This is a genomic window from Clostridium sp. AM46-21 (assembly GCF_003480025.1).
Lineage (GTDB): Bacteria > Bacillota > Clostridia > Lachnospirales > Lachnospiraceae > Coprococcus > Coprococcus ammoniilyticus.
The window spans coordinates 13,535-29,528 of record NZ_QUIB01000009.1 but is presented as its reverse complement, the minus strand read 5'-3'; the positions used below and the strand labels follow the sequence as shown (position 1 = coordinate 29,528).

15 protein-coding genes and 1 tRNA gene are annotated in these 15,994 nt (G+C 41.9%); 13 read left to right on the top strand and 3 right to left on the bottom strand.

All coding sequences use genetic code 11. The features are described from left to right. Window positions 1–67: 67 nt before the first annotated feature. The 3 genes from DW959_RS07605 to DW959_RS14580 are packed head-to-tail and all read left to right on the top strand — an operon-like array spanning window position 68 to window position 1,520. Window positions 68–955 (top strand): NCS2 family permease, encoded by an 888-nt coding sequence (locus tag DW959_RS07605; protein ID WP_279220991.1) that lies wholly within the window; start codon window positions 68–70, stop codon window positions 953–955. Then, a complete protein-coding gene (locus tag DW959_RS14860) occupies window positions 949–1,188 on the top strand; it encodes a solute carrier family 23 protein (protein ID WP_279220990.1) in 240 nt (79 codons plus the stop codon). Before DW959_RS07605 ends, DW959_RS14860 begins: the two co-directional genes overlap by 7 nt. Next, the gene (locus tag DW959_RS14580) at window positions 1,122–1,520 is read left to right on the top strand and encodes a solute carrier family 23 protein (RefSeq protein WP_243013738.1); all 399 of its coding nucleotides are present in this window, start codon (window positions 1,122–1,124) and stop codon (window positions 1,518–1,520) included. The genes DW959_RS14860 and DW959_RS14580 overlap by 67 nt, the downstream gene beginning before the upstream one ends. 83 nt (window positions 1,521–1,603) lie before the next feature. Here the strand turns inward: DW959_RS14580 and DW959_RS07600 are convergent. After that, a tRNA-Arg gene (locus DW959_RS07600) sits at window positions 1,604–1,675 on the bottom strand. 155 nt (window positions 1,676–1,830) lie between these two features. Between DW959_RS07600 and DW959_RS07595 the strand changes: the two genes are divergently transcribed. Further along, the gene (locus DW959_RS07595) at window positions 1,831–2,562 is read left to right on the top strand and encodes a hypothetical protein (protein WP_021944424.1); all 732 of its coding nucleotides are present in this window, start codon (window positions 1,831–1,833) and stop codon (window positions 2,560–2,562) included. Window positions 2,563–2,750: 188 nt separating this feature from the next. Here DW959_RS07595 and DW959_RS07590 read toward each other — a convergent pair whose 3' ends face one another. Further along, window positions 2,751–3,218: an Lrp/AsnC family transcriptional regulator gene (locus tag DW959_RS07590; RefSeq protein WP_021944425.1), complete on the bottom strand. Its 468-nt coding sequence runs from the start codon at window positions 3,216–3,218 to the stop codon at window positions 2,751–2,753. 265 nt (window positions 3,219–3,483) lie between these two features. On the opposite strand from DW959_RS07590, the gene DW959_RS07585 reads away from it, so the two are divergent. The 5 genes from DW959_RS07585 to DW959_RS07565 are packed head-to-tail and all read left to right on the top strand — an operon-like array spanning window position 3,484 to window position 9,560. After that, complete coding sequence (locus DW959_RS07585) at window positions 3,484–4,302, top strand: pseudouridine synthase (protein ID WP_117807448.1); 819 nt, start codon at window positions 3,484–3,486, stop codon at window positions 4,300–4,302. After that, window positions 4,272–6,233, top strand: a complete 1,962-nt coding sequence (gene ligA / locus DW959_RS07580) for an NAD-dependent DNA ligase LigA (RefSeq protein WP_117821889.1) — start codon at window positions 4,272–4,274, stop codon at window positions 6,231–6,233. Before DW959_RS07585 ends, ligA begins: the two co-directional genes overlap by 31 nt. Before the next feature lie 51 nt (window positions 6,234–6,284). Continuing rightward, the gene (gene metA / locus DW959_RS07575) at window positions 6,285–7,229 is read left to right on the top strand and encodes a homoserine O-succinyltransferase (RefSeq protein ID WP_117807418.1); all 945 of its coding nucleotides are present in this window, start codon (window positions 6,285–6,287) and stop codon (window positions 7,227–7,229) included. Continuing rightward, window positions 7,213–8,829, top strand: a complete 1,617-nt coding sequence (locus DW959_RS07570) for a hypothetical protein (RefSeq protein WP_118615818.1) — start codon at window positions 7,213–7,215, stop codon at window positions 8,827–8,829. The genes metA and DW959_RS07570 overlap by 17 nt, the downstream gene beginning before the upstream one ends. Next, window positions 8,829–9,560 carry a hypothetical protein gene (locus DW959_RS07565; protein WP_118615816.1) on the top strand — a complete coding sequence of 244 codons (732 nt, stop codon included), beginning with the start codon at window positions 8,829–8,831 and terminating at the stop codon, window positions 9,558–9,560. The genes DW959_RS07570 and DW959_RS07565 overlap by 1 nt, the downstream gene beginning before the upstream one ends. A gap of 88 nt (window positions 9,561–9,648) precedes the next feature. Here DW959_RS07565 and DW959_RS07560 read toward each other — a convergent pair whose 3' ends face one another. After that, window positions 9,649–11,580 carry an ABC-F family ATP-binding cassette domain-containing protein gene (locus tag DW959_RS07560; RefSeq protein WP_117821887.1) on the bottom strand — a complete coding sequence of 644 codons (1,932 nt, stop codon included), beginning with the start codon at window positions 11,578–11,580 and terminating at the stop codon, window positions 9,649–9,651. Window positions 11,581–11,816: 236 nt separating this feature from the next. On the opposite strand from DW959_RS07560, the gene DW959_RS07555 reads away from it, so the two are divergent. The 4 genes from DW959_RS07555 (at window position 11,817) to DW959_RS07540 (ending at window position 15,946) form a co-directional block, all read left to right on the top strand. Beyond that, window positions 11,817–13,604: a hypothetical protein gene (locus DW959_RS07555; RefSeq protein ID WP_117821886.1), complete on the top strand. Its 1,788-nt coding sequence runs from the start codon at window positions 11,817–11,819 to the stop codon at window positions 13,602–13,604. 78 nt (window positions 13,605–13,682) lie between these two features. Beyond that, a complete protein-coding gene (locus tag DW959_RS07550) occupies window positions 13,683–14,321 on the top strand; it encodes a hypothetical protein (RefSeq protein WP_117821885.1) in 639 nt (212 codons plus the stop codon). A 162-nt stretch (window positions 14,322–14,483) separates the two neighbouring features. Beyond that, on the top strand, window positions 14,484–15,584 hold the full coding sequence (locus tag DW959_RS07545; protein ID WP_173783568.1) for an FAD:protein FMN transferase: 1,101 nt from the start codon (window positions 14,484–14,486) through the stop codon (window positions 15,582–15,584). Continuing rightward, window positions 15,581–15,946 carry a NusG domain II-containing protein gene (locus DW959_RS07540; protein WP_117821883.1) on the top strand — a complete coding sequence of 122 codons (366 nt, stop codon included), beginning with the start codon at window positions 15,581–15,583 and terminating at the stop codon, window positions 15,944–15,946. The genes DW959_RS07545 and DW959_RS07540 overlap by 4 nt, the downstream gene beginning before the upstream one ends. Window positions 15,947–15,994: the final 48 nt, after the last annotated feature.

Below are 15,994 nucleotides of genomic sequence, written 5' to 3'. Positions count from 1 at the left end.
CTGTAGTGAGGGACAGGTAGACAACCAATGCTTTTAATAAGAATAAACAAAAGAAAGGAAGGGAAATATGGATAAATTTTTCCACATTTCAGAGCGCGGTTCTAATGTTCGTACAGAGATTATGGCCGGACTCACAACATTTTTTGCCATGGCATACATTGTCCTGGTAAACCCAAATCAGGTAGCAGCAGATGGTAAGGCTGGATGGCTTGTTGCAGAAGGCGCAAGCGCAGCAGAAGTAGGCAGGGTTTGGAATGCAGTATTTATCGCATCCGTTCTTGTGGCTGTTATCGGTACACTTCTTATGGCATTCCTTGCCAGAATGCCGTATGCACAGGCATGTGGTATGGGACTGAATTCATTCTTCTGTACCTCATTTGTGTCCGGTGCATTCTTTGCAGGCTGCAGCGTGATTGAAGGTTATCAGTCAGGTCTTGTTATCATCCTGTTATCAGGTATCGTATTTCTGATCCTGTCTGTAACCGGACTTCGTAAGTACATTGCGACAGCCATGCCGGAATGCCTGAAGAAATCAATACCGGCCGGTATCGGTTTGTTCATCGCATTGGTTGGTTTAAAGGGTTCAGGTCTTGTACAGGCGAATAAGTATACACTGGTACAGATCTTTGATTTCCATGGAGCAATTTCAGGCGCAGAGACACCGGCAGCTGCATGGAAAGCAGTTATTCCACCGGTTGTAACTATCATCGGTATTATCCTGATCGCAGTTCTTGCAAAGTTAAATGTAAAGGGAAATATCGTAATCGGTATCATTGTTTCCACAGTCCTTTATTATGTATTTAATCTGGAGACACCATCTTTTGATGTATCCAGCATCGGTCAGTCTTTCAAAGACTTTGGCGAGATCGGTTTCCTTGGATGCTTCAAGGCGGATGCATGGAGAAATGCATTTGAAAGCCATATGTTGGTGGCGTATTCTCAGGTATCATGCTGATCGTTGCATTCTGTCTGGTAGATATGTTTGATACGATCGGAACCTTATACGGAACCGCATCACAGGCAAATATGTTAGATGAGAATGGTGACCCGATCAACTTAGATAAGAGTATGATGTGCGACTCTATCGGTACAGCAGCAGGTGCTATTCTTGGTACATCGACATGTACAACCTCGTTGAGTCAGCATCCGGTATCGCAGCAGGTGGTAGAACAGGTCTTGCAAGTTTAGTTACAGCAGCCTGCTTCGCAGTATGTCTGTTCTTAAGCCCGATCGCAGGTGTGATCCCAACATGTGCAACAGCTCCGGCACTGATCTTTGTAGGTGTATTAATGGCTAAGAACTTTGCCAAGATCGATATGGATGATATGCGTTCAGCAGTTCCTGCGTTCCTTACCTTCCTTATGATCCCATTAACCTATTCTATCTCAAATGGTATCGGTGTAGGATCAATTTCATACGTTCTGATTACCTTATTCACAGGTAACTACAAGAAGAAAGATATCGTTGTAACGATCATCGCAGCGTTATTCGTTGTAAAGTTCATCTTTGTTACAATGTAAAAATATCATCATTTTATTAAAAGAAAATACCGGCAGCCACATTCCTTTTAAGTGGCTGCCGGTATTTTTATGCATAAAAAATATGCACCAGAGTGGAATCGAACCACCGCACACGGCTCCGGAGGCCGTTGCTCTATCCACTGAGCTACTGGTGCATGACTTATATATAATACAATATTTCGCTGAAATAATCAAATATTTTCTTATATTTCTTCGCTGAATTATGAATACTTCCTGGATGAACTTGCAAAATACAGAACAGAATGGTAGAATTTTGTCGATATAAAATATGAAAAGGAGCATAGGAAAATTGAATCATAAAAAAAACAGTTTTCTTGGTGATACATATATAAAGACAAAAGAAGGAGAGATCGTGATCCGGGCTGGAATGAAGCTTGCGATTGGCTGGGTGATATTTGCATTATTGTGTTCCTGTTATGTGTACGCATTTTTTATCAGAAAACCCAAAATTGTGCCGGGAGAAAATAATACGGTTGAGCTGACGATTCCGGAGAATGCATCATATAAGAAAAGTGATGTTTCAGAGATCAATGATCTGGTTAGTAAGTATCTTACGGCAAAAGCAGCCTGTGATCAGGCAACGTTACAGTCACTGGTGACGGATCCAACCGAGTTTGATGATATGTCAGTATTGGAAAACTCTGCAAAATACCTAAAAGGTTTTGAAGATACGACCTGTTATCTGGCAGATGGTTATGCAGAAGGAGAATATGTTGTGGTTGAATTGTCCTATATGGACATTGCGGACGTAGAATCAAAGCCGCTTGATATCGTGACCTTCTATATTATAACAGACCAGGACGGTTCGTATAAGATCGCTAATGGGGAGCTGTCAAATGCACAGCTTTCTTATCTGAACAGCTTTAAGGCATCAAAGGATATTCAGGATATCTATGTTCATGTAAAAGAGAATACAGAATATCTTCTGGATACAGATAAAACATTCCGGGCATTTTATGATTTGATCAGCAAACCGGCTACAACAGAGAATACTGCAGCTACACCGGAAGATGCACAATAGGAAGGATATTTTAGCTGATTCTGCAAATGTGTGAACCAGTTAGCAGTAGGTTTGTAAGCAGATATCAAGACATAAAAAAGTTCCATAAAAGAATTCTTCGGATATGACAGAATTCTGATACGGAACTTTTTTGTTTTATTATTTGCCTTATATAATATAGAAGTTACAGACGACCGTCCGCAGACATACTAGATAGCATTTTCTTCATTTACAGGAGATACAATACCGATGTCGATTCCACGAGTTTGAACAGGAGTGGAGAATACGATCTGTGTTTCTGTATTTCCGAATCGCTGTAGCTGGCCAATGAAAGAATCCAGTTCCATTGTGCTTGGAAAACAAACCTTCATCAACATAGAGTAGGCACCGGTCACACAATTACATTCTAGTACATTGGGGCAGGCATCGATAAAGGGATAAAAGGTTGGTTTCTGTTTTGGATCGAGTGCCATGTGTATAAATGCGGTAATGTGATACCCCAGAGCTTCCGGGTTGATGCCTGCATGGTATCCGGTGATCACACCTGCCTTTTCCAGCCGGTCGATTCTTGCAGATACCGCAGGAGAGGAGAGAAATACTTTATTTGCCAGATACTTTAAAGGGGTTCTGGCATTGTGCTGTAATAAATGTAATATTTTCTTATCGATATTATCCATATATTCACGTCCTTTATAAAATGTTATAACTTCAGCTTCTAAATTTAAATACAAAAAAAGGTGCGTTTCCGTAGAAACACACCTTTGCGTTTGCCTTATTATACGTCGGAAAAAGAGAAAAAACAAGCCCCGAAATTGAAAAGTTGTAATTGTTTACTTTTAATGATCAGAATGGTATGATTAAAAAGATATGGTTATAAAGAAAACAGATAAAAAGAGCGGCAAAACAGTCGCGGCAGAGAGACAGAACAGGAAGGGTCATGATATGGCAGAAGGCATTCGAATTAATAAATATCTGAGCGAAGCTGGCATTTGTTCCAGACGTGCGGCAGATGAATATATATTAAAAGGCAGGATCACAATAAATGGGAAGCCTGCGGAAATGGGACAGAAGATAGAGGCAAATGACAGGGTAATGGTCGATGGAAAGCCTGTAAGAAAGCGTGAAGAGACAGTTATTCTTGCATACAATAAACCACTGGGACTGACCTGCACGGCAAGTCATGATGATCCGGATAACATCTTTGATCATATTAAGTATCCGATCCGATTGCAGTATGTAGGAAGATTAGATAAGGATTCACAGGGATTACTGCTTTTGACAAACGATGGAGACCTGTCAAACAGTATCCAGAAGTCAGTCAATAATCATGAGAAGGAATATCGTGTCCGTGTGAATAAGCCGATCACGGACGAATTTTTAACACAGATGGCGGCAGGTGTTCCGATTCTTGATACGGTGACAAAAAAATGTCGTCTGTATAAGATCGATAATTATTCCTTTAAGATCATAATTACACAGGGGCTGAATCGCCAGATCCGCCGAATGTGCGAATATTTTGGATATAAGGTCGTAAATCTGAAACGGCTTCGAGTGATCAATATTCGTCTGGGGAATCTGAGACCGGGTGAGTACCGCCATTTGACAAAGGAAGAAGAAACAGAACTCAGACGTTTAGTGGAACGAAAAGAAGAAGTAAAAACAAAGCGGGAAGAAGCACAGCCGGATAATAAAAATGAACAGAATGTTGTTGGAAATAAGAGGTATGTCAGTTGGAAAAGAGAGACAGAATCAAAGAATTAGTTGAAAAACTGAATGAGGCATCAAAGAAATATTATCAGGAAGATACCGAGATCATGAGCAATCTGGAATATGATGCCTTGTATGATGAACTGGTAGAACTTGAAAAAGAGACAGGAATTGTAATGTCGAACAGTCCGACGGTTCATGTCGGATATGAGATTGTAAGTGAGCTTCCGAAAGAGGCTCATGAGCATCCAATGCTTTCTCTTGATAAGACCAAGAGTGTGGAAGCACTGGCAGCATGGCTTGGCACACATCAGGGTGTGATCTCATGGAAGTTAGATGGTCTTACCGTTGTCCTTACCTATGAGAATGGCACGCTTGTAAAAGCAGTAACCAGAGGAAATGGCTTAGAGGGCGAGGTTATAACGAACAACGCAAGAGTATTTGCAAATATTCCGAAAGAGATTCCATATAAGGGTAAGCTGACGATCCGTGGAGAGGCAGTTATCAAGTATTCAGATTTTGAGAAGATAAATGAGCAGATCACAGATGCAGATGCAAAATATAAAAACCCGAGAAACTTATGCAGCGGCTCTGTCAGACAGTTGAATAACCGCATTACAAAAGAGAGAAACGTACATTTCTTTGCCTTTAATCTGGTGGATGGAGAAGATGTGGACTTTAAGAATTCCTTTTCCTATGAATTAGACTGGCTGGAGCAGCAGGGCTTTGATGTCGTAGAGCATTATTTGATCGATGCTGATAAGCTGCCGGAGCGTGTAGCAAAGTTTGCAGAACAGATTGAGCAGAACGATTTTCCTTCGGATGGTCTGGTACTGGTGTTAGAAGATCTTGCATATGGAAAGAGTCTCGGTAGAACAGCGAAGTTCCCAAGAGACAGTATGGCATTCAAATGGGCGGATGAACAGGCAGTGACCCATCTGCAGTATGTGGAGTGGAGCCCTTCCAGAACGGGACTTATCAATCCGGTTGCGGTATTTGATCCGGTGTCCCTTGAAGGAACAACAGTCAGCCGTGCAAGTATCCATAATGTCAGTATCCTTCGGTCGTTGCAGCTTGGGATCGGAGATGAGATCTCGGTCTATAAGGCAAATATGATCATTCCGCAGATTGCCGAAAATCATACCAGAAGTGGAAATGTATCGATTCCGGAATCCTGTCCTGCCTGTGGTGGTCTGACAAAGATCGTGACGGAGGGAGAGGGTGTAGATCAGGTAGAGACCCTTTATTGTACCAATGAATTCTGCCCTGCAAAGAAGTTAAAATCATTTGCTCATTTTGTATCCAGAAATGCTATGAATATTGACGGTCTCTCAGAAGCCACGATAGACAAATTTATTGAACAGGGATATCTGGATCATCTGGATGATCTCTATCACCTGAATCGTCATGAAGAAGAGATCGTTGAGTTGGAAGGCTTTGGAGAGAAGTCTTATGCGAAGCTGATTCAGGCTGTTGATACATCCAGACACACAACGATGAACCGTTTTGTCTATGGCCTTGGAATTCCTGGGGTCGGAGATGCAACAGCGAAGCTGATCTGCAAACATTTTAAAAATAACCTGGATCAGATCATGCATGCGGATGTAGAAGCATATACAGAGATTGATGGAATTGGAACAGTGATTGCAGAGGAAATTGTAAGATATTTTAAAAATCCGTCGAATTGTGCTATTATAGATAGGTTGCTTCGTGAATTAGAGTTTGAAGCAGAGACTGAAACGGTACCACAGACGCTTGCAGGTATTACCTTTGTAATAACCGGAAGTCTGGTACAATTTGCAAACCGGGATGAGATGAAGCAGTATATCGAAGACCGGGGCGGAAAGGTAGCAGGTTCTGTATCTTCAAAGACCGGATATCTGGTCAATAACGATGTGACATCCACATCTTCGAAGAATAAAAAAGCACAGAGTCTGGGAATACCGATCATTTCAGAAGCGCAGTTTCTGGAACAGTTTTCCTGATAATATAGAAACAGAAAAATGGCAGTTGAAACAGAAAGGACTTGATAGAAAATGCCAATTAGAGTTGACGATGATTTACCGGTAAAGAAAATACTGGAGGATGAGAATATCTTTGTGATGGGTTCAGACAGAGCCATCCGTCAGGATATCCGTCCGCTTGATATATTGATATTGAACCTGATGCCTTTAAAGCAGGATGCAGAATTACAGCTTATGAGAAGTCTGTCAAATACGCCGCTTCAAGTGAATATTTCCCTGATCCGTACGATGACATATGAATCCAAGCATGCACCAAAAGGCCATCTGGAACGGTTCTACACCGATTTTTCCAGCATCAAAGATCGGAAATGGGATGGATTCATTATCACAGGAGCACCGATCGAGAAGATGGAATTTGAAGATGTAGAATACTGGGATGAATTAAAAGAAATCATGGACTGGTCGGAGAAAAATGTAACCTCCACGATCCATATCTGCTGGGGCGCACAGGCAGGTCTGTATTATCGGTATGGGGTGCAGAAGCATGAGCTGGATAAGAAATTATCAGGAATCTATATGCATCATACCTTCCACAGAAAGACACCGCTTGTTCGTGGGTTTGATGATATCTTTTATGTACCGCATTCCAGATATACAGGTGTAGACAAAGATGAGATCGTAAAAAATCCGCATCTGGAGATCGTAGCGGAGTCCGATGAGGCAGGTCCTTATCTGATCATTGGCGATGAAGGAAAGAATATATTCGTAACCGGACATCCGGAATATGATATTCTGACGCTTGATAAAGAATATAAGCGTGATCTTGCAAAGGGACTGAATCCGGATATTCCGGTAAATTATTATCCGGACAACGATCCAAGCAAGACACCGATCAAATCTTGGCGTTGCCATGCTAATACATTATATGCCAATTGGCTGAATTATTACGTCTACCAGATAACCCCTTATCTGTGGACAGAAAAGGCGGATAAAAAGAAAGATGAAACAGCAGAATAAACGATTAATACTTCTATGTATAGCAGCTTTGTTGATATTGTTTATGGGAGCCGGGAAAAATACCGGAAATGTGCAGGCTGCGGAATCAGTAAAGAAACAGGAATTATCACAGGACGAGAACACACATACATTTTCAAATGCCAGTGACGGTTCCTTCCAATATGATTATGCAGTAAAGTCAGATTACTATAAAGGTATGGGTGTAGATGAGAGCACCGGACTGAAATATGCACTTGTAAGCTATGATGAGAAGCTGTGGGCGGTTGTAGTAACTAAGAAAAGTGAGTTTAATGGTTCCTATGATACCAGCTCTTATACAGGCAAGATGTCATTGAAATTTAAGCCGGCAACGACAAAGACCGTGCTTCGGTTTTCAAAAAATAAAACCGGAAACACAGCTCTTGAAAAATGCTTTTACTATAGTGACGATTATTCCATTCTGACAACCGGTTTTTCAAAGGATATATATTACATTGACGGAACACCGGTAAAAGGAATCAAGAAGGTAGCGGGAACGTATTATTTCTTCCGGAAAGGAAAGCGGGTGGATGAAACCGGCTGGTATCCATATGGAAGATCACAGGTATATGTAAAGGATGGAAAGGCAATATTCCGCTTTTCAGGAGATGCCTGTTATTCATTTACAAATGGCAAGAAACAGCGTGTAACGGATCGTTACATCAGCGTTAAAGGCACAGTGTACTGGTTTGATGCAGCGGGTGCACTGGCACAGGGAATGAAACAGGCCGGCGGAGAATATTATTATCTGCGGGATGGTGTAAGCCGTCGGAACTATTATAAAAAGGTTGATCGTTATGGCTATTATTTTGGCGAAGATGGCAAAGCAGTAAGAGATACATGGGTAAATGTAAAAAATGCCATGATGTATTTTAATGCAAATGCACGTAATACAAAGACCTATTATCTGGATGGATATAAGGACAGCGAGCGGATCGGAATGTATAAGATCTACAGTAAAAACAAATGGAATTTTGTAACAGATGGCATTTATAAGATCGATGGCTCATTTGTATATTTTAAAAATGGAAGACATTATACATCAACCAGATGGTACAGCTCAAATGATACGACCATGTATTATATCCGAAAGGGAGAAGTGCTCTATAAACGAAAACAGTCCGGAAACGGATATGTGCTGTATCAGGCAAATGGAGTCAGATGGAAGAAAGTTTCCAGTATGTGGGCGCCATATAATAAAGGAAAAACCTTTTACTATGATAAAAATGGAACAAGTCTGTACCGGTATTTTAATGCCAGCTATTCAAAGAGCAAATACAGGAACACAGTATGGATCTATGATGCAGGAAGTTCCGGATGGCAGCAGGTAACAGATAAATTATTAAATATTCATTCGGATTATTATTATATACCGGAAGATGGCGTGATAAAGGCAGAAGAGGCTGGCAGACCATTGACAAAAAAACTGCAGTCTATACGGATGCTTCCGGAAAAGTATCAAAATACATATATTATGACAAGACCGGAAAATATTCCATATACAGAGAAGGACAGAAGCTGGATCAGATCGTTCCGGGGATTGTTACTGTCCAGATCAATGGCAAGACGGTATATTACCTGATGAATGAACAGGGACAGAGTGTATCTGGAAGTCAGTCCGTGGATGGATATCTATATGACTTTGATAAATATGGACGTGCATATAGCAGACGACTGGAAGGTTCTGTTTACTGGGATACGGATGCATGGATGAAGCGCGTGATCCTGGCATATCTGGGTAAGACAAATATATATTGCAATGTATTTGTCGATCAGGCATTTGCACTTGCTGGTGGAGATGTTCCATCGCAGAAACTTGCGGTTCAGTATACAAGTCCGGAAAAAGGCGGTATCCTGTTAGATCGGATGTATACCGGAACGGAATGGGGCGGTGCCGGAACTGTGACCGGAAAAGTTGTTCTGTCAGATGGGAAAAGCTGGATGAAACAGGATTCGATTCAGTTGAATTCAGATATTGTAGATTTCTCATATGATGCATTAACTCCGGGAGACGTGATCGTATATTATAAAAACGGAGAGACAGAGGCAAGCCATGTTTCCCTGTTTCTTGGTAAGTTTAAAAATGCGGCAGCGGTTAAGAAATATCTGATCCGGATGGGTGTTCCCAAACAGTTGGCGGAAGCCTGTGTCAAGGACTGGGGCGCTTATTATGATAATGATGGAACTTACTGGTGTATTCACGGTGGAATGGGAAGCAGTAGTCAGGTCTATATCAGTAACAGTACTTATTGTATTCCGGCATCCGGCAATACATATACATATGGAAGAAAGATCATAAATGTGATCGACTGATAATACAAAAGCATTAGAATGCGGATATTGCATGGTTGTATGTAACTTACAACAGCAAATTGTCCGTATCTAATGCTTTTTTAGATGTTTATTCCTCAGAAGATAATTCTTCCCACTGTTCATACATCGTGTTCAATTCTTCTTCTACAGAATTTCGTTCTTTTGTCAGATCATTTAACAGTGCAACATTTGTTGCATTTTCAGGAACCAGAAATTCTTCATCAATTTCAGCCAGACGGTTTTCAAGCTGTTCGATCTTGTCTTCCAGCTTTTTCAGATCATTTGCTTTTTTCCGAAGTCTTGCCTGTTCGGCTTTGTTTTCCTTCCAAGAGAGCTTTGCCTGGGATTCTGCCTGTTTTTCCTGAGAGACAGTATCAGATACTGGTGCAAATGCCTGCTTTCCGGTGGAAGCCGGCTGGGCTCTGTGGCTTTCGTAGTAATCATAGTTTCCAATATAATTGGTTAACTGCTTATCCTTTAATTCGATGATCCTTGTTGCTGTCTGATTGATAAAATATCGATCATGGGATACATAAAGGACTGTTCCGGTATAGTTCCGTATCGCTTCTTCAAGGATCTCCTTGGATGTGATATCCAGATGGTTGGTCGGCTCATCGAGAATCAGGAAGTTTGCAGATGAGAGCATCATTTTGGCAAGGGATACACGCCCTTTTTCGCCCCCACTCAAGTCTGCGATCCGTTTGAACACATCCTCTCCGGTAAACAGAAAGGCGGCAAGAACGTTTCGGATCCTGGTATTGGTCAGGTCGGGATAGGCGTTGCTGATCTCGTCAAATACCGTATTGTTCATATTCAGGACCTGATGCTCCTGATCGTAGTAACCGATCTTGACACGGGAGCCTAAGATGACAGTTCCGTCATCCTTTGGAACAAGCTTGTTGATGATCTTTAAGATCGTAGTCTTACCGGTTCCGTTTCCGCCGATCAGGGCGACATGCTCACCACGTTTGATCTCCATATTCAGATCGGAAAACAGATTATACTGTTCAAAGGCTTTGGACAGCCCTTCGATCGTAAGTACATCTTCACCGCTGATAACGGATGGTTCCAGCGTCAGCCGCATTTCACTGTTTAATTCGGTTGGCTTGTCCAGACGTTCCACACGGTCTAACATTTTTTCACGGCTTTCTGCCCGTTTGATCGATTTTTCACGATTGAACTGCTTTAATTTTGTGATAACTTCTTCCTGATGCTTGATATCTGCCTGCTGGTTTAAGTAGGCTTTCATCATATTTGTCCGGATCTCGGCGCGCTTTTGAGAGAAGTAGGTGTAGTTTCCGTTATATACGGTGCTGTGTCCACGATCAAGTTCTACGACCTTTGTTACGATCTTATCCAGAAAGTAACGGTCATGGGAGACAAGAATCACACTTCCCTGATATCCGGTTAGAAAGGTTTCAAGCCAACTGATCGAATCCATATCCAGATGGTTGGTCGGCTCATCCAAGATGATGATATCCGGTTTTGTAAGAAGAAGTCTGCCGAGTGAAAGACGGGTTTTTTGTCCGCCCGATAAGGTATCGGTATGACGGTCGAAATCTTCTTTGGAGAAGCCGAGACCTTTTAATACTCCGGTGATCTCACTTTCGTAGGCATATCCGTTTTTATATTCAAATTCATGTGTATAGCGGTTATAGGTTGAGAGGGCGGCTTTCAGTTCGTCGCCAGTCAGTGTTGTCATATCCTGTTCCAGTTTGCGGATCTTATCCTGAAGCTCGATCAAAGGCTTCATGGCATCCTCCATCACGCCGTATACCGTATCGTCATAGAAAATATCCTGATGCTGGGAAAGGTAACCGATTGTACGGTCTTTTGATAAAACAATCTGTCCGGAATCTGCTTCTTCTTCCTGCATAATGATCTTTAATAATGTTGTTTTGCCTGCACCATTGATACCAACGATCGCCATTTTTTCCTTATCTTCAAGATGAAAGGATACATTGTCGAGAATTACGTTGGTTCCGAATGCTTTACTTATATTTTGACAATCGAGAATCATAAGATTCCTCCTTATTTTCTTATATCATGTCAGATCTCATAACATTATATCGGTGTGTCAGGAAATAAGCAATATCCATTGAAATAGAATTTTAATAAAAAGGGAGTATTTTCACATAAAATTTAGAAAAAGGTTATGTCATAAAAATTGACTGACAAGGGAATAAAATGGTATCATAACAGTGTATTTTTGTGCGCTTTTTACGGGTGAAAGTTATTTGAAAAGCAGGTGGTTATATGGAACGTAATAATGAGTCTCTGGCACTGATCAGTGACAAAGATATTCAGGAATTGAATGATATAAGAACGAAGCTGGAACAGACGTTGATGACGAAGCTCAGAAATGCCGGAATCTATTTTCACAGTATGTCGAGAGTAAAGACACTGACGTCATTACAGCGTAAGTTAGATACAGGAAAATATGGCACGGGAAAAGATGATAAGAAGATACAGGATCTGATCGGTATCCGTATTAATTTATTTTATACAGAAGATATCAGGATCAGTGAAGCACTGCTCGAAGACACCTTTATGGTAGATAATTGGTCAAAGACAGCATGGGAAGAGAACCGGTTTGAAGCCCAGAAGTGCAATGGTGTATTTAAGATCCCAAGCAAATATCTGATCAACATATCCGATCAGTTGTGGGAGCAGCCATTTGACCGGACCTTTGAGGTTCAGCTCAGAACGGTTCTGTTTGAGGGCTGGCATGAGATCGAGCATGAGATGCGGTACAAGTATAAAATGGATGAAGGCTTTGATGATAACAGAAGCAGTTTGTGGGATGGACAGGAAAAGGATGCCCGCATGATGAACAGCATCATCGCAAACCTAGAGCTGTGCGACTGGTCAATCGTGCAGATCTTCGATAATCTGGCAAGAGATCAGTATATCAAGAAAAACTGGGAAAATGCGATCCGAAGCAAATACCGGTTAAAGATCACACAGGATAAGATTAAGCCTGAGGTTCGGGCATATTTTGATGAACATCCGGAGGTCGTAGAGAAGTTCTGGGCGGTATCCAAGCAGCAGCTTGTAAATATTCTGCTGAATAAAAAATATCAGAAGGTATTGTCGCCGAATAGGGTAATCTACCTCATTAATAAAGAAGTGGTAAATGACGAATTCATATCAGCACAGCTTGACAGAGAACAGTTCGGCAGGGTGTTGAACAAAGAGATCAAGCAGGAGATCCGGCCGCTGGTATCGGATCTGGTATTTGACCAGACGATACGGATACGGGATGACGGATTTGACCGGGCAAGTGAGATCATATACGAATGGGCGTACCAGCATATCTCCCTGATATTCGGACAGATGCCAAAAAAAATGGAGTCTGTTTCTTATGAAGTGATGGGGTATAAGTTAAAGGTTGTTGCAGAGAAGGAATATTTTCTAATGGATATGCAGACGATCAGCAATGAAGAAGCCGGTATGATCTGGCATGTGGTTGCAGAACTCCGAAAAGAAAGCGATGGATTGTATCTGACCTGCCGTCATATCTGTGAGAATATCTATTCCAGAGAGCGCCGGTATAATCGACCGAAGTTTATGCGGGATATATTTAATCAGGTCGGATTCCTGGATGCGGACGTATTTATGGATGAAGACACCGAAGCGGTTCCGATATCCGCAGACCAGCTTAAAAGCCTTCTTTCACATGCTGGTAGAAGTCTTCCGGTGATCCTTGTAGATAAGCCGGAGCAGATTCCAGACTGGGCGCAGGATTTTGACGGATATACGATCAATGCAGAGGTTCTCTGTAAATCATTAGCCGGTATCTGTCATGTGTTCCTGGGAGATGAGAGCTGTATCAGCCGGATGCAGGAGATTTATGGAAATGAGAGTGTTGATGGCGCGGTATTCTACTGGGGCAGAGATGATGAAAGCCCTACGATATTTACACAGGAGGCCATCCGAAAAGCTTGTTTTGAAGAGGTCAATCACAGCGTTGATGAAGACGAGGAATACGAGAAAGCTTTCCGATATCGTCTGCGAGAACTGGTCTGTCAGGAATTCCATTAAAAACCGGGTTGCAAAGATCAGAAAATGGATGTATGATTTGAGCGGAACAAATTTGAATGAAGTGGAGACAATATACAAATGGAAATCAGAGATATAAATGAAATACGGTCAGCGATCAAGTACATGGATTACAAGCCTGTAATGCTGGCAAAGTTTTATGATATTAAAAGCTTATTGTTTAAAGAGATTTTAGAGAACGAAGACTATTACAAGGTTGCCAGCATATTGCCGAATCCGGGCAATGACAACAAGATTGTAAAGTGTGTCAACATTCTGGATAAGAAATACATGGCAGGACGGGAAGTTGTAGACTGCACGAAGACACCGGGAGCAATACCGGCTGAAGCTGCAGAGATTCTGAAAAGCATTCGTGCGACAGAAGATCCTGCATCCGTAAAGCTTTCCTTCGGTAAAGAAATGAAAGCAGAGGTATATATGAATATCCCAAGAGGTAACAGCCTTACGATTTCAGATATGACGATCACACCGGAGACAGAGCTTACAGTGATGAATCTGTATAATACATATTATACAGAGGGCTTTATACTTGCACTTCACTTTGATGAGTTTGCAGTAGCGATAGAGCCATCTGCCTTAGACGGAATCAAAGGTCAGGGTGATGTATTTGTCTATGCGATGACAAAGAATGCCATTTATAAAGATTTTGGAAGCAGATACTTTGATGTAGAAGCAATCCTGAAATATTACAGAGGATAGAAAAAGGTGCAAAGCGAGGAGCTTTGCAGACAGAGACAAAAAGAGAGCTGGAACCGTGGTTGGCAACAGCTCTTTTAATTTACGCGTGGGATGTTCCTGTGAACAGGTTTGCAAAGTGTGTTTATGCCTGTATTGGCTGTTATATATGGAGGAATAAATGCTTTGAAGAATAAACTTGCATTATTATCAGGTATATTATGTATCGGGCTGGTAATTGCGTTTATCTTTTATACCGGAAAGGATAACCAGAAAAAAAAGGGGTATACGACGACCGGATTTGCCATGGGAACTGCAGTTACGGTATCGGTCTATTCGGATCAGGGCAGACAGGATGCGGATGCAGTGATCGACTGCGTAAGCAGACTGGAGCGTGAACAGATCTCATGGCGGATAGAAGGCGCAGAGGTATACCGTGTGAATCATGAATATAAGGCAGGAGAGCCTTATGAGATAAGCTATGACCTGGCATCTGCGGTCTTGCAGGAAAAAGAAGTAAGCGCGGCAGGAGATGACCTGCTGGCACTCACGATCCGTCCGTTAGCGTCCTGCTGGGGTATCGAAGATGGGAAGAAAGAAGTACCGGAGACTCAGAAGATAGAAGAAGCCTGTTCGGTAGTTAACGATTCGAAAGTGCATATCGTAGACGAACAGGGAAAAGAACTGACACAGGTAAGTGAGCTTTCAGAGGATGGAACATGGTATGTGCTGTTTGATGAAACAGGCTTAAGCCTTGATTTCGGTGCGATGGGAAAAGGCATTGCTTGTGACCGGGTGGCAGAAAGCCTTGAAGAAAATCAGGCGGAAGGCGCTTGTGTGGCAGTCGGCGGCAGCGTTTTATGCTACGGCGCAAAGCCGGATGGTTCCGGTTTCCGGATCGGTATTCGTGATCCGAGAGGAAATGAAAATGATATGATGGGAACCGTAGAAGTCCGGTCAGACAGGCATCCGGTCTATATATCAACATCCGGCGATTATGAGAAGTATTTTATTCAGGATGGAAAAAGATATCATCATATCTTAAATCCAAAGACCGGATACCCGGCAGACACCGGAACGATATCAGCGACAGTGATCTGTGAAAGCGGTGCATTAAGTGATGCCTTATCAACGATGTGTATTCTGCTTCCGGCGGATCGGGCACTTAAGCTTGTAAAAAGCTTTGACGCAGATGTGATCCTGCTCGATAAGGATAAGAATATATATATGACAGAGCAGGCAGGAAAACAGTTCACGATAACAAATGGAGACTATAAAGTAAAATGATAAAAAAAAGAGACATCATTCTGGCACTTGTGCTGATCCTTTTAGGAATCGTCTGCTATGGAGTCATCCGGCTGGGTCAGAAAAAAGGCAGTCAGGTTATTATATATGAAGACCAGAAAGAGATTGGCAGATATGATCTGAATACAGATACCACGAAAGAGATTCAGACCGCAAAAGGAATGAATATTCTGGAAATAAAGAATGGAATGGCATATGTAACAGAAGCAGACTGTCCGGATCAGGTATGTATTCGTATGGGGAAGATATCGAAGACCGGAGAGAATATTGTCTGCCTGCCGCATAAGCTGGTGATTCAGGTGGAAGGTGATGTTGGACAGGAATCAGAATATGATAATCGATAAGGGCTATTCATAGTATAGCAGGAAAGGCATATATAGAAAGAAAAGATG